The organism is Gordonia sp. (in: high G+C Gram-positive bacteria), from assembly GCF_047600565.1.
GTDB lineage: Bacteria > Actinomycetota > Actinomycetes > Mycobacteriales > Mycobacteriaceae > Gordonia.
Window position 1 is genome coordinate 1407083 of sequence record NZ_JASGKN010000001.1, and the last position, 12944, is coordinate 1420026.

The following is a 12944-nucleotide window of genomic DNA, read 5'->3' on the forward strand; positions in this document are numbered from 1 at the left end:
TTTTGTGAGACTCAGCGGCCTGCGCTTGCGCCGGCCGCGGTGATTGTCGTAGGCGCCAGCTAATGTCCGAAGCATGAGGAACTACAGCACCCCGCCCTCCGACGATGAGATCGTGGACGCCTTCAGCAGGTTCGCGTCTGCGCGCGCGGAGGCCGGGGTGATGGTGGCCAAGGCGATTAGTGACGTGCGCTTTGGTGATGGCCGAGTCACCGTTGTCCTGGACCCGGCGAAGTCCGGCGCGGAGTACTGGGCCCTGATCGAGACCTCGGCGTTCGACAATCTCGCGGAACTGTTCGGAATCCCCGCGGCGTTCGACGACGAGGACGGCACCTGGCTGCGCGGCCGCGTGTCTACCGTCGAGGTGCGGGACGTCGACGGTCGCCCGCTGGGCACGCGCACGACCGCAGAACTCAACGACAAGGCAACCGGGCGAGGGCCGGCTGGCGCGTGAACAAGAAGCAGTTGGAGCTGTGCCTGACCGGCGCAGATCTGCTCAACGGTCGCATGCGCGGGCTCGAGAGAAGTCTCGACGCAGCGATCAAGCGGAAGGACGTGCCCGCTGTCGAGGCCGCGCTCGACCCGCTGGTCCATATCGCGGGGGTACTGGTCCGCAAGCTCACGATCGAGTCGGGCACCAACGGTGCGGCCGCATTCGCGTCGGTCGTCTCACAGTGTGACCCCGACTTCGCCGAGGAGTACGCGATCCTCGAATCACTGTTGTCGGTCGTCATCGACGGGGGCGTTCCCGGTCAGATCACCTGCAACACCGCGTTGTTGGCCATCGCCGCCCAGGAGATCGCCGCCAACGCGGCAACGCTGATCGCAGAGGGGTCCGGAGTGCATCCGAACAAGGTCGTGGGCGAGCTGCCGCGGCTGCTCAAGGCGCAGGACCCCTCGGTCCAGCTAACCGACAACGCCGCAGCGATGACGGCTCTGGCCCTCTACGCAGTCGACCCGGCAATGGCCGAGAGCAGGCAGAAGACTGCGAGTACCGTGATGCGGCTGACTGGACGGGTCGCGGACGAGACATACAAAGTTGCGCGGTCACTGCGTGAGAGCGGCGACCTCGAGGCCGGCCTGGCCTACAGCGGTCTCGCGCGGGTGACGATGACCGCGACTACCTTGTCCGCCGGAGTACTGGGGATGATCGCAGACAAGAACCACTACTCGTGGTCGGCGCTGCTTCGCCAAGTGGTCGAGTGTGAGTATCTGCTGTGGAAGTTCAGCGTGGCCCCCGGCGAAATCATGGACTGGCTCAAGTCCAGTCGCGAGGAGCGCGAGGCCCATTGGAAGCCGTCGCGGCTGTACTCCGACGAGGACAACGACTTCCGGCGCAAGGACTACTCACTTCACTGCGAGTTCGGCGGACACCCCACACCCGACGGGACGCTCGCCGCAGGAATGATCCTGAGCCCAGAGGAGAACGCCGTGCATGCCGCCAACGGCTACACGCACCTGCTCCAGCATCTGCATTCGGCATTTGAGTACGCGGTCGCGGCGGCGGACGGTCTCGACGGACTGCATCGCGCCCGGCGACCGTACCGGATGAGGTTCGCGCGGATTACGCCAGCGTGGCCGAAGCTCACTTGAAGACCGACAGGTTCGCGCCGGCAACCGCACACTTCTCGGACCCGCTGCCGTAGCGCGCCCGACGCGGGGGTCGCAGCTCGTTCGGTGGCGACGCGGGCGTACGCCGGTCAGCGATGACGCTCGCGGGATCGCGGCGCAGAGGGCCGCGATGGGACGGTCTTCGATATGGTCAGAGTTGTGGCGACGAAGAAGAGCGGCTCTGATCGGAATCGACTCCCTCCCACTGGTCCGACGACGCGCGAGTTGTACCTCTATTCAGGCAATCAGTGCGCATACGACGGGTGCAAGAAGCCGTTGTTGAAGAGCAACGGCACGTGGAACTGCCAGGTCGCCCACATCCACGGTGTGAAGTTGGATGCGGCTCGCGGCGAACACGAGCTCAGCGACGAGGAGCTCAGGGAACCTTCAAATCTGATGCTGATGTGCACGGAGCATCACTTGGACATCGACAACAAGGATCTCGAACACGAGTACACGGTCGAGGTGGTGCGCGACATGAAGCTGAAGCATGAGGCCAGATACAGAGAGGCTCTCGTCGAACTCGAACGGCTTGTCGACACCACTACTTCGTCGCCAGCGCCCAGGCCTGCTGAGAACTTCGAGAGGATTGAGAGCGACCTGGACGATCAAGAGCGTGGCTACTACCGGGAGTTGTTCGCAGAGCTGATCAAGCGAGTCGACGGTCAGCCCAGCAAGGCGCGGGATTTGCTCGTCATGATCCTGGTGCACGGCAGAGAGGTCCACGGCTCGATTGGGGTCAAAACTTCGCAGATCGAAGGTGTGGTTCAGGGCGGTCACGATGAAGTCGTGCCCTGGGCCAGACATCTTGAAGACGACCAGTTGCTGAGCATCGACGCGGACGACGATCCGCCCTACTTCTACTTGCCCCATGAGATGTTCACCGTGCTCTACCACTTCGCGGATGGCGATCGGACCATCCTGCACAGAGTTATCCACGACCTCGATCTCACCGTGTTTGATAGATAGGCGACCCCCTTGGCCGACGGAGTCTTGCTGCGAGGCCCAAATCAAGCCGACTTCTTGGCCGGCGACTACTTCTTTGGGGTTGGTTTGAGGGCCGACAAGGCCTCACGGAGCTCTCGATCTGCGTCTCGACGGTCACGGCGCGCAACTCGGCCGCAGTTGCCTGATCGACGGCTTCACGGGTGCAGCCATCGGCCAGGCTCCTGTTCGCTTAGAGTTCGAGGCCGTGCCACTTTCTCCGCTTCAGGCTGCCGTTGACGTCCTCGATCGAGCGGACGGTCTCCTAAGCGCCGCCGACACAGTGACCGATCTACTCGTTGCTGACGACTGCGTCGGTTCGCGCTCGCTCAGGGCGTGGCGGCGCTAGACACCTGTTTGCACTGGGCGGTCGCGGACGTGCCCCTGAACAAGCTGCCGACGGCGCTGAAGCGGCTCGACGTACCGTTCGAGGAGCTGATCTCGTTGAGCGAGGCCGTCGTGGCGGACCGGGAGAGGATCAGGCCGAAGGTGCGCGCGCGCCGAGTCCTTCGAGCGCGTCATCCTGACGATGACTTTCCAGAGCAGCCGTGGCGTCGAGCGTGGGATGCGCCTGCTCGACGTCAGGAACCCATTCGCGAAAGTCGAGGCCCACTTCACGCCGCCGCAGAGCAAATCAGAACTCCAGCAGCGACTGGATCGCATCGTCCACCGCAGGAACCAGATCGTGCACGAGGGCGACTTGCAACGTCAGTCCGGACCACGGCACATCAAACGCGAACCGGTGGACAAGGCGAAGGTCGCTGATGATCTTGCGTGACTTCGCACGTTCGTCGCGGGTATAGACGCAGTGATCCCGTAGACGTAGCACCTGAAAAGGAGCGGACCCCGCCAGCCGCGTGCGGCCGGCGGGGTCGGTTGCGACGCCTAGTTCCTCAGCGGTCAGTCCGGGTGACGGGCCGCTCCTCGGTGATGCCTCCAGCGGTGACGGCCCGGTAGAACCAGTCGCGCGAGCTCGCATCGAAGCGGCATAGGTTCAGCTGGCCGTCCGGCCGCTCTGGCCCGCCGTCGAGGTAGAGGTGGCCCTCGTCGAGGTAGGGATCGGCTCGCTCATCTGGGCGGATCTCCTGGGCCCACACATGCCCGGCCACGATGAGCTTGCCGACGTCGTGGGCGCCGAAGCTGGGCGGGTACTTCTCGATCATGGCCACCGGGTCGGCGCCGAGCAGCGCATGTTCGCCAGCCTCTTCATCCAGTCCAGCGTGCACGGCAATGAAGTGCTCGTGCTCGTAGAAGAACGGCATCTGGTCGAGATACCCGGGCAGCCACGGGTGGGCCTCGATAACCTGGTCCCGTACCTCGGTACTGATCACCTGGATCTTGTCGAGGTTGCGAGCCACTGAGATCAAGCGCTTCTCGAGGTGCTGCTTGTCAATGTCCGGCAGGAACGAAGAGACCGTTTGCAGCATCGGATCGGCGTAGAGCCAGGTGTAGCTGTCCTCGGGCGCTTCGAGCCAGAGCCGGAACCACTCCTCGTGGTTGCCGCGCAGCACGGTGACCCGGCTGCCGTTGGGGCCGGTGTCGAGATCACGCATCCTGGCCAGGCACGCGAGGGAGTCGGGGCCTCGGTCGACGAGGTCGCCGAGCTGGATGAGTCGGGTGCCGGGATCGTCGAGGTCCACCAGTTCCAGGGCAGCGTCGAGCACGTCGAGCTGGGCATGCACATCGGGGATCACGAAGTAGGTGTGCGGGTCGGTCACGTTCAGCCCTTCGGTGGGAGGAATCGGTCGACGAACGCATCGACGCGGGACATCTGCTCGGCGGTGAGTCCGAACCGTGCGTCGGTGGTGATGACCAGCGCGTCGGGGGTGCCCCAGGGCTCGTCCTCGAAGATCCAGGCAGGACGACCGCAACCGGCGAACCGCTCCTCGTCGAAGGGCGCGTTCCAGTCGTCGATCCAGACGATGGGGCGACCGGCGTGCCGTTCGGTGATCGAGTAGAACTTCCACTCCTCGGCGGTCATGGACATCTTCGAGAGGTCGCCCTGCTCGTGGGACGCTGCCATGGGCAGTTCGGGGATGCCCAGCAGTTCGGGCCAGAAGGCGTTCGCCGTCTCCTCCCAGCTGGTCAGCCAGGCGCACTCGACGCCGCGGTCGATCAGTCGGTTGATCCAGACGCCGTGCGCCGGGTTGAAGGTGATCGGGAACTGCACGGCGTGGGGCGGCGGGCCGATCAGGTAGCGGCGTCGGGGCCAGTTCTCCGGCGTGACGGTCACTTCGCGGGTCTGCCAGCCGGACTCGAACAGGCTCGGGTCGGGGTCGATCGGGCGGAGCACCCCGTCGATGTCCAGCGCGATCAGCGGGCGGTTGTCATGGGTCATGGCTCTCCTCGGGGGTCTGTCGGTTGAGGACGGCCGAGTTGGCCATCAGCTCAGCCATGCGGCAACTGGCGAGGCGCCGCACGGCACGGGCCAGCTCGTCGGGATCTGTGAGCCCGAGCAGGTTGTCGTCGATCGGCGGGCCGGGCGGCGGCGGTGCGGTGCGGGAGGCCTCCAGCTCGGCGAGGATGTTTGCTCTCTCCTGCTCGACCAGGGTCTCCCCGGCGAGGACCCGTCGTATCGCGGCCTTGTCGGCGTCGGTCAGGGACTCGCCGCCTTCCATGCGCTCGCCGGCGTCGACGGCGGCGATGATCGCCAGGATTCGGGCCTCGGACGGTCGGTATTCCATTGGTGTCTCCTTCGAGGACTATCGCCAGCCGGGCAGGCGGGCGCGGACGTGCGTGGGGTGGGTACTCAGCGGATGCTCGGTGCACCGGTCGGTGTACGGGTCCGCGTCGTCGCGATGCCTCCCGCAGTAGCTGCACGTTCGGCGGGAGGCCTCGATCGCGCGGTCGCGCAGCTCGGTGACGATGCCGCGGTTGGCGTCGGTGAAGCCGCCGGCAGGCACCGCTTGATACCGAAGCCGGTTCAGCTTCTGGCCGACTGCGCCTACGTCGTACGGACCGATGGCGTCGAACAGGTCTTGGTTCAGCTCGTTGACTACGCCGATCCATCCCGCCGGCAAGGACCAACGGTCGGGGTCGCATTTGATCAACGGATGCACGCGGAGCTGGCAGGCGTCCGGCTGCTGGTCCTGCCAGCGCCATCGAGGGATTGAGCGGGTGACGACGTCGACCAGGTCCTGCGGGGCGTCGAGCATCTGCAGCTCGCGGTGGAGCTGCTCGATCTCGTGGGCGTGGACGGGTTCGGACAGCCGAGTGGCGGCGATGCCGGCCCGCCGGTCGGGCGAGGCGAACACCAGCTCGGCGGCCAGGGCGGCGATGGCCTCGGCGGTGCCCTGGGCGCGGATCGCCAGCAGTACCTCGGGGTCGTACTCGCCGTCGAGGTCGCGCTCGAGGTGCGCTTCGAAGAGCCGGCGCGTCCAGGTGAACTTGATCCTCTCGTCGAGGGTCGGCATCCCCGCGAGGTCTTCATCCAACGGGTCCATGGCGACCATCCTGTCCAGTGGGTGTGACATCACTGGCCCGGTGGCCGCTCCGCGGCGATGCGGCGATCAGCGATAGCCGGGAACGACCCGATCCAGGTCCTTCGTCCGAGAGCCCCTGCGCGCGGCCGGCTTCACGTGCGGCTCCATGATCGCCGCGATCACCCGGCGCTTCTCGACGATGTCGAGGCGGTTCCAGACGGCCTCGATCGCTGCCTCGCGGGCCTCCTGGTCGACCTCGGCGTCCCCGGTGGCGGCGATCGAGAGGACCAGCGGGTCGGCGTCGGCGAGCCGGGCGAGCTTGTCGTTGGCCGCCTTGATCAGGGGCTCGATCCGGTCCCGCTGGTCCCGATAGATCGTCAGGTCGCGATCGGCGGCCGCCTGCTCGCGGACCTGCTCCAGGTACGCCTGGTTCTTGGCGATGGCGTCGAGCAGCTCCTGGCGCTGGGCGTCGACCTCGCCGTCCTGCTGGCCGAGCATGGCCAGGAAGTCCGGGCGGGCCAGCCGGGCGATCACCAGGGCGGTGACGATCTCGTCGAGGTACTCGACCTTCATGGCCACGTGGAAGCCGCGCTTGCCGTCGACCCCGGGCAAGCCCGAGCACGTGTAGGTCCGGTAGTGCCAGGGGCAGCGGTCGGCGCCGGGGACCCCGTCCTCGTCGGGGCCCTCGGAGCAGATGCACTCCTCGCGCCGCTTGGCCAGCGCCGCGTCGCGGACCTTCTTGGCCGCGTGGATTTCGGCGGTAGTGGCCTCGCCGAGCCCCGGGACCTTGGGCATGGAGCCCTTGTTCTGCTTGCCCACTCGCAACCGGGCGCCGCAGCGCTCGACGCCGCAGAAGGCCACTCCGGTGCACAGGTGCTTGACGGTCCACATGTTCGGGTTGCGACGGCGCTCGGGACGGAACAGCATGGCCTGGAGCTTCAGCCACTCGTCGTAGTCGATCAGAGGGGGCCACTGCGCGTCGGCGACGATCTCGCCGTGGTGCTGTCGCTTGGCCGCGTAGGCGGGCATCGAGAGCATCTGCTTCACCGCTCCCCCGGTCCAGCCGATGTTCTTGCGGCGGCCGTCCTTGGCGTGGCTGGGCCGGCGGGGCGGTATGCCGCGCTCGTTGAAGTCCTTGGCGATCGCGTAGAAGCTCTCGCCCTTCATGACGCGGTCCGCGGCATCCCTGACGATCGGGGCCTGCTCGGGGTGCTCGACGATCTTGTCGAGCTTGGAGCCGTCCGGCGTCTGCTTGTAGATGCGCTTGTAGCCGTAGAGGTTCTTGCCGTGCACCCGGCCAGCCTTGGCAGCGTCGCGGACGTCTCGCTTGATCCTCATGCTGATCTTGGCGCTCTCGTACTCGGCGTCGACGGCCTGGTCGAGGAGGGTCTTCCGGTGCGCGGGGACGTTCGGGTCGTAGAGGCTCTGATTCGCCGTCACCCAGATGCGGACCCCGCGGTCGGCGCAGAGTTCGAGAAGCGACAGCCACTCCGACACCCGACGCGATCCGCGGCTGGCCTCCCACATGGCCAGGATGTCCGCATCGAAGGCATTGGACTCGAGATCGGCGATGAGCTGGTCGAAGCCCGTACGCTTCTTGGTGGTGAACTTCGACGCGGAGATGTCAGGGTCTGCGTACGGCTCGGCGTGATGCGCCACCCAGCCCTGCTGCTCGAACGACTCAAGGTTCTCGTCGTGCTGCTGCGCCGGGCTCTTGCCCTTCTTGCCCGCGTCCTTCGAGACGCGCAGGTATTCGCGCGCTACCAGCGGTTTTGACGCGTTCATTCTCCCATACCTCCATTTAGAATTCTACCCGCTGACCGCGACCAGGTGGGTCAGGCCGGCGGCCCGGAAGTTCTCGCCCAGTCCCGGATCGAGGCCCGACGTGTCGCCCAGGACCAGTCCGGGCAGCAGGCCGGCCTGCCGGGGGCTCATCGCGTGCGCGGACAGCTCCCGCAAACGTTGCCGGACGCGGCCCGCCCAGCGCTGCCACACCGGCGCCTCACCGACGACACGGAGGTCGCCGGACGCGGTGAGCCGTGCGGCGGTCAGCCGGTCGGCCAGACCGTCCGGAGGCGGACGCACCCTGACCCGCACACGGATCCGCTGCCCCGGGGTCAGTTCGGGAGGCGGGGACGACATCATCAGATCGGCCGCCACCGGCCGGATGCGGAGCCGGCCCACCTGGCCGACGCGCACCGGAATCCTGGCACCGGGCCGGGCGGTGAAGAACTGCGGATCCGCGGTCACCACCGCGGTGACCAGAGGTTTGCCACTCTCCGACCGCAGCGGCGTCGTGTCGGCGACCGTCACGCGCAGCAGGGTCACGGTGCCGGCTGCCGCGGCGATTCCGCAGGCGGCCAGAATCGCCGCCGCCGGACCACGGCACTGACCACGGCGCGGACCCCGCACCAGGGCGACCGCCGCAACGGTTCCGGCCGCCGCCAGCACTACGACGGTCACGGTCGCCACGAGCGTCGGCGAGGCGAGTACGGCGACGACGGTCAGCCAGGAGGCAACCGCCGGCGGGATGAGGCGCAGGTCCGCCGACATCATCCGGCGGTGACGAGGTCGCGCAGCTTGGCGAGCCGCGCCGGGCCGATCCCGTCGACCTCGGCCAGCTGATCAGCGGACGAGAAGCCTCCGTGCTGCTCGCGCCATCCGATGATCGCCTGCGCGGTGACCGGTCCGACCCCCGGCAGCGCATCCAGCTGCTCGGCGGTCGCGGTGTTGAGGTCGACCTTCGCCCCGGACGACCCCGACGCCCCGGACCGCCCGCCCGCGCCTCCGCCGGCATCGCCGACGCCGCCCGCTCCGACCACGGCACTGCGTACCGATCCGGCACCACGCGTACCGACCAGCACCTGGTCGCCGTCGCGCAGGGGTTGCGCCAGGTTGAGGCTCAGCAGGTCGGCGCCCTCCCGGCCGCCGCCGGCCCGGTCGAGGGCATCGGCGACCCGCGCGTCGGGCGGCAGGTGCACGAGCCCCGGCCGGTGGACGAGACCGGCCACACTGACCACGATCTCGGTCACCGTCGACGAGGGCACCGCCGATGAGTATGCCCCCGAGGACGACGCAGGCCCGCCGCCGCCGTCGGCCTGGGCCGAGGTGGGACCGGCCGACGAGGGGAACGACACCACCGGGGTCACCGGCTCACCACCCTTGAGCAGTGAATAGCCGGCGATGATCGCCGCGATGACGCCGACGCCCACCAGCCCGACGGCGGCGGGCGGAATCATCGCGAGGCGTCGCCGCGGTGGGCGCGCCCACTCGTCGTCGTCCTCGCGGTCCTCGTCCTCACGGCCCTCGTCGCCGTCGTCCTCGAGCACCTCCGACCAGGCCGAGACGTCTCTCCGCTGAGCCCAGGCGGTGCGTCCGGTGCCGGTGGCGAGCCAGTCCGGCATCTCCGACGACCCCCATTCGTCGGGGTCGTCCGTCGCGGGCGTCAACCGGTCGAGTCCCCGGCGGGACGTGGTCGGATCGATTCGGGTCATGCCCCGACGCTAGGAATCACGGCCGGGGCGCGACACCCGCCCGCACGGTCCCTGTGGACAGTCGCGGCCGTCCACAGGACGGTGCGGTGGCTACTGGTCGAGCGGCTCGAGGCCGCGGCCGAGGGTCACGCCGACCGCGCCCTTGCCGACATGCGCCCCGAGGACCGCACCCAGGTCGACGATCATCGACGACGTGACGCGCGGAACCTGGGTGCGCAGGGTCCTGTGGACGTCAGCGGCCAGCTCGGGTGCCTGGCAGTGCTGGACGGCGATGGTCACCGGATCGGTGCCCGCCTCCTCGACGGCGGTGTCGACCATCCGTTTCACGGCCTTGGTCATGGTGCGCTGACGTTCCTTCAGCTGCAGCACGCCGTCGGCGATGTGCAGGATCGGTTTGATCGACAGCGCCGACGCGAACAGGTGGCTGGCCGCCCCGATCCGGCCGCTGTGGCGGAGGTTCTCCAGGGTCTGCAACGCCATCAGCGACTCGCCGGTGGCGGCCGCCCGGATGGCGGCTTCGTAGACGGCGTCGCGGTCATCGCCGTCACCGGCCGCCTGGGCGGCGGCCAGTACGGTCAGGCCGACACCGGCGCCGACCGAGCGCGAGTCCACGACGCGCAGTTCGTCGCCGATCTCCTCGGCGGCCATGCGGGCGTTGGCCCAGGTGCTCGACAGTCGGCGGGACAGGTGGACGGCCACGACCCCGTCGCCCTGCGACTGTTCGATGGCCGTCCGGTACACCGTCGTCAGCTCCTGCTTGTTGGCGCCGGACGTGGTGACTCCCTGGGTGGCGACGACGTCGTCCGGGATCGGGTCGACGCCCTCCAGGTACTCGGTGCCGTCGGGCATGGTGACATGCAGCGGAACCGTCAGGACGCCGTACCGTTCCGCCAGCGGCGCAGGCAGCCGCGACGAGGAGTCGGTGACGATGACGACAGGCACCCCTACAACTTAGCCGGACGAACCCGGCATGCCACCTCGAGTCAGTCCAGCAGGCGCTCGACGGCGGGCGCGACGACGTCCGCGATCCGCCGATGGGTGTGCAGACCCCAGTGGATGCCGTCGGGATTCATGTCGATCGCCGGATCCGCGAAATCGGCGGCGGTCGCCGGATAGAAGTCGACGGTCGGCAGCCGGTGCTCGTCGGCCCAGCGGGCGATCGCCGCGGTGGTCGGGATCCGGCCGGTGTGGACGTGCCCGTAGTACGGGCTGTCGTGGGTGGGCGGCAGGCACACCAGGATCGGGAGGTCCGGACGCAACTGCGCGATGGCGTCCCGCACCCTCTCCAGGTATTCGACGGTGACGGCCGGCGGCAGCGCCATCGGCCAGCCCACGCGGGACAGCCGCGGCTGCAGCCAGCCGTAGGCGTCCCGGACCGTCTGCCGCAGCCCGGCGGGTCGGAGGTAGCGGATCTGTTCGCGCACCGCGGTGGGCAGCGGCGACGGCAGCGAATCCATGCCGCCGTAGGCCAGCACGACGACGTCGGCGTGCGGGAGGGCCGCCCAGATCCGCGGATCCTGGGTGATGGCCCACCACACGTCCCGGCTGGTCCAGCCGATGCGGGCGAACAGGTCGGTCGGCCGTCCGACGGCCGCGCCGACCAGATTCGGCCAGATCCTCCGGTCGTCGGCGGGCAGTCCGCCGGTCTCCGCGTAGTACGACAGGGAGTCGCCGAACACCAGCACTGAGCCGCTCACTGCACCCCCGTGTCCGCCGCCGCGAGCGTGCCTGATGCTGCCGCGTCCTGCGCGGAGGCGTTCCACACGTCCAGGCGCCACGTCGGTTCCTCACCGGGCAGGCCGTGCCCGGACAGCTGTACCCAGCTGGTGTTGGCGAGGCCGCCGAACACCGGCCAGTTGGCGACCGGCAGGCCGAGGAGTCCCGCGGTCATCGCGGCGATCACGCCGCCGTGCGCGACGAGGACCACCGGCGCCTCCGGGTTCTCGCCCTGTCCCCAGTCGTTGAGCGCGGCGACCAGTTCGGTCACCACCGGCACCGACCGGTTCGCGACGTCGACGCGGCTCTCCCCGCCCGGCGGGGTCCAGGTGGCGTCGTCCCGCCAGATCCTTCGGGCGCCGGGCATCTCGGCGTCGACGTCCAGGTGTGTCTTGCCCTGCCAGTCCCCCGAATGCGTCTCGCGCAGCCGGGGATCGGTGCTGACGTCCAGACCCGTCACCGCGGCGAGTTCCTCGGCGGTGTCGCGGGCCCGCCGGAGATCGGACGAACGGATCAGCAGCGGTGACCGGGTGGCCAGCGACTGCGCCGCCGCCTTGGCCTGCTCGACGCCCTCCGCAGTCAGATCGGTGTCGAGTTGCCCCTGCATGCGGCGGTTCTTGTTGTATTCGGTCTGTCCGTGACGCAGCAGGATCAGGCGCCGGACGACCGGGGTGAGCCGCTCGACGCTGGTGTCGCCGAGATCGGGTTCGTAGCTCATGCCCCGTCCGCGTCGCCGTCCAGTGGCAGGATCGGGCAGTCCTTCCACAGGCGTTCGAGACCGTAGAAGTCGCGCTCGTCGCCGTGCTGCACATGGATGACGACGTCGCCGTAGTCCAGCAGCGCCCAGCGGCCCTCACGGGTGCCCTCGCGTCGCAGCGGCTTGTGGCCGGCGTCGCGCAGCTTGTCCTCGATCTCCTCGGTGATGGCGTTGACCTGGCGCTCGTTGTCGGCGGAGGCGATCAGGAAGACGTCGGTGATGACCAGCGGTTCGGAGACGTCGATGGCGACGACGTTCTCCGCCTTGAGGTCGGCTGCGGCGTGGGCGGCGATGGTCGCCACCTCGATCGCGTCCGGGGAGGCGGTCACTGGGTGTCCTTTCGGTAGAGGCCGTGTTTGGCGATGTACTGGACCACGCCGTCGGGCACCAGGTACCAGACCGGGCGTCCGGCGCGGGCGCGGGCGCGGCAGTCGGTAGACGAGATCGCCAGGGCGGGGATCTCCATCGTCTGGACCGTGTTGGCGGGCTTGTTCTTCAGGTGTTCGGCGAGGTGGGAGTCGTCGAGTTTGTAGCCGGGGCGGGAGACGCCGATGAACTTGGCGAGGTCGAACAGGGTTTCCCAGTCGTGCCACGACAGGATCGAGTCGAGGGCGTCGGCACCGGTGATGAAGTAGAGGTCGTCGTCCGGGTACAGCTTCCGCATGTCCTTGAGCGTGTCGACGGTGTAGGTGACGCCCTCGCGGTCGATGTCGACCCGGCTCACCCGGAAGTCCGGGTTGGAGGCGGTCGCGATGACCGCCATCAGGTACCGGTCTTCGGCGGGGGTGACCTCGCGTTCCCCCTCCTTCTGCCACGGCCGCCCGGTGGGCACGAAGATGACCTCGTCGAGATCGAACTTGTCGGCGACCTCACTGCCGGCCACCAGGTGACCGTTGTGGATGGGGTCGAACGTGCCACCCATGATGCCGATTCGGCGGGGTGTCTTCGGCGCGGATGCCATGG

Annotated in this window: 16 protein-coding genes; 4 read left to right on the forward strand and 12 right to left on the reverse strand. The window is 68.4% G+C overall.

The window, feature by feature from the left end:
• The first annotated feature begins 73 nt into the window (after window positions 1-73).
• The 4 genes from QM774_RS06850 (at window position 74) to QM774_RS06865 (ending at window position 3370) form a co-directional block, all read left to right on the forward strand.
• The gene (locus tag QM774_RS06850) at window positions 74-451 is read left to right on the forward strand and encodes a hypothetical protein (protein ID WP_414975164.1); all 378 of its coding nucleotides are present in this window, start codon (window positions 74-76) and stop codon (window positions 449-451) included.
• Window positions 448-1590, forward strand: coding sequence for a hypothetical protein (locus tag QM774_RS06855; protein WP_414975165.1), 1143 nt, complete (start codon window positions 448-450; stop codon window positions 1588-1590). Before QM774_RS06850 ends, QM774_RS06855 begins: the two co-directional genes overlap by 4 nt.
• A 177-nt stretch (window positions 1591-1767) precedes the next feature.
• Complete coding sequence (locus tag QM774_RS06860; protein WP_414975166.1) at window positions 1768-2577, forward strand: hypothetical protein; 810 nt, start codon at window positions 1768-1770, stop codon at window positions 2575-2577.
• A 544-nt stretch (window positions 2578-3121) separates the two neighbouring features.
• Window positions 3122-3370, forward strand: coding sequence for a hypothetical protein (locus QM774_RS06865; RefSeq protein ID WP_414975167.1), 249 nt, complete (start codon window positions 3122-3124; stop codon window positions 3368-3370).
• A 115-nt stretch (window positions 3371-3485) separates the two neighbouring features.
• Here QM774_RS06865 and QM774_RS06870 read toward each other — a convergent pair whose 3' ends face one another.
• The 12 genes from QM774_RS06870 to nadD all read right to left on the reverse strand — a co-directional run bounded on the left by QM774_RS06870 (window position 3486) and on the right by nadD (window position 12942).
• Window positions 3486-4310, reverse strand: coding sequence for a metallophosphoesterase (locus QM774_RS06870; protein ID WP_414975168.1), 825 nt, complete (start codon window positions 4308-4310; stop codon window positions 3486-3488).
• A 2-nt stretch (window positions 4311-4312) separates the two neighbouring features.
• Window positions 4313-4930: a hypothetical protein gene (locus tag QM774_RS06875; RefSeq protein ID WP_414975169.1), complete on the reverse strand. Its 618-nt coding sequence runs from the start codon at window positions 4928-4930 to the stop codon at window positions 4313-4315.
• Window positions 4920-5276, reverse strand: a complete 357-nt coding sequence (locus QM774_RS06880; protein WP_414975170.1) for a hypothetical protein — start codon at window positions 5274-5276, stop codon at window positions 4920-4922. The genes QM774_RS06875 and QM774_RS06880 overlap by 11 nt, the downstream gene beginning before the upstream one ends.
• An 18-nt stretch (window positions 5277-5294) precedes the next feature.
• Window positions 5295-6035, reverse strand: a complete 741-nt coding sequence (locus tag QM774_RS06885; protein ID WP_414975171.1) for a hypothetical protein — start codon at window positions 6033-6035, stop codon at window positions 5295-5297.
• A 66-nt stretch (window positions 6036-6101) separates the two neighbouring features.
• Entirely contained in the window at window positions 6102-7799 is a 1698-nt protein-coding gene (locus QM774_RS06890) for a recombinase family protein (RefSeq protein ID WP_414975172.1), read from the reverse strand.
• Between the two features lie 24 nt (window positions 7800-7823).
• The gene (locus QM774_RS06895) at window positions 7824-8570 is read right to left on the reverse strand and encodes a ComEC/Rec2 family competence protein (RefSeq protein ID WP_414975173.1); all 747 of its coding nucleotides are present in this window, start codon (window positions 8568-8570) and stop codon (window positions 7824-7826) included.
• Window positions 8567-9508, reverse strand: a complete 942-nt coding sequence (locus QM774_RS06900; RefSeq protein WP_414975174.1) for a helix-hairpin-helix domain-containing protein — start codon at window positions 9506-9508, stop codon at window positions 8567-8569. The genes QM774_RS06895 and QM774_RS06900 overlap by 4 nt, the downstream gene beginning before the upstream one ends.
• A 90-nt stretch (window positions 9509-9598) precedes the next feature.
• Window positions 9599-10450 (reverse strand): DegV family protein, encoded by an 852-nt coding sequence (locus QM774_RS06905; RefSeq protein ID WP_414975175.1) that lies wholly within the window; start codon window positions 10448-10450, stop codon window positions 9599-9601.
• 41 nt (window positions 10451-10491) lie between these two features.
• Entirely contained in the window at window positions 10492-11205 is a 714-nt protein-coding gene (octT, locus tag QM774_RS06910; RefSeq protein ID WP_414975176.1) for a diglucosylglycerate octanoyltransferase, read from the reverse strand.
• A complete protein-coding gene (locus QM774_RS06915) occupies window positions 11202-11942 on the reverse strand; it encodes a histidine phosphatase family protein (protein ID WP_414975177.1) in 741 nt (246 codons plus the stop codon). The genes octT and QM774_RS06915 overlap by 4 nt, the downstream gene beginning before the upstream one ends.
• On the reverse strand, window positions 11939-12310 hold the full coding sequence (gene rsfS / locus QM774_RS06920; protein WP_414975178.1) for a ribosome silencing factor: 372 nt from the start codon (window positions 12308-12310) through the stop codon (window positions 11939-11941). Before rsfS ends, QM774_RS06915 begins: the two co-directional genes overlap by 4 nt.
• Window positions 12307-12942, reverse strand: a complete 636-nt coding sequence (gene nadD, locus QM774_RS06925) for a nicotinate-nucleotide adenylyltransferase (protein ID WP_414975179.1) — start codon at window positions 12940-12942, stop codon at window positions 12307-12309. The genes rsfS and nadD overlap by 4 nt, the downstream gene beginning before the upstream one ends.
• Between the last annotated feature and the right edge of the window lie 2 nt (window positions 12943-12944).

Coding starts and splice junctions, on each gene's coding strand:
- QM774_RS06865 (WP_414975167.1), top strand. CDS start 3,122: ATGACTTTCCAGAGCAGCCGTGGCGTCGAGCGTGGGATGCGCCTGCTC.
- QM774_RS06915 (WP_414975177.1), bottom strand. CDS start 11,942: ATGAGCTACGAACCCGATCTCGGCGACACCAGCGTCGAGCGGCTCACC.
- nadD (WP_414975179.1), bottom strand. CDS start 12,942: ATGGCATCCGCGCCGAAGACACCCCGCCGAATCGGCATCATGGGTGGC.
- QM774_RS06880 (WP_414975170.1), bottom strand. CDS start 5,276: ATGGAATACCGACCGTCCGAGGCCCGAATCCTGGCGATCATCGCCGCC.
- QM774_RS06850 (WP_414975164.1), top strand. CDS start 74: ATGAGGAACTACAGCACCCCGCCCTCCGACGATGAGATCGTGGACGCC.
- QM774_RS06895 (WP_414975173.1), bottom strand. CDS start 8,570: ATGATGTCGGCGGACCTGCGCCTCATCCCGCCGGCGGTTGCCTCCTGG.
- QM774_RS06885 (WP_414975171.1), bottom strand. CDS start 6,035: ATGGACCCGTTGGATGAAGACCTCGCGGGGATGCCGACCCTCGACGAG.
- QM774_RS06900 (WP_414975174.1), bottom strand. CDS start 9,508: ATGACCCGAATCGATCCGACCACGTCCCGCCGGGGACTCGACCGGTTG.
- QM774_RS06875 (WP_414975169.1), bottom strand. CDS start 4,930: ATGACCCATGACAACCGCCCGCTGATCGCGCTGGACATCGACGGGGTG.
- QM774_RS06890 (WP_414975172.1), bottom strand. CDS start 7,799: ATGAACGCGTCAAAACCGCTGGTAGCGCGCGAATACCTGCGCGTCTCG.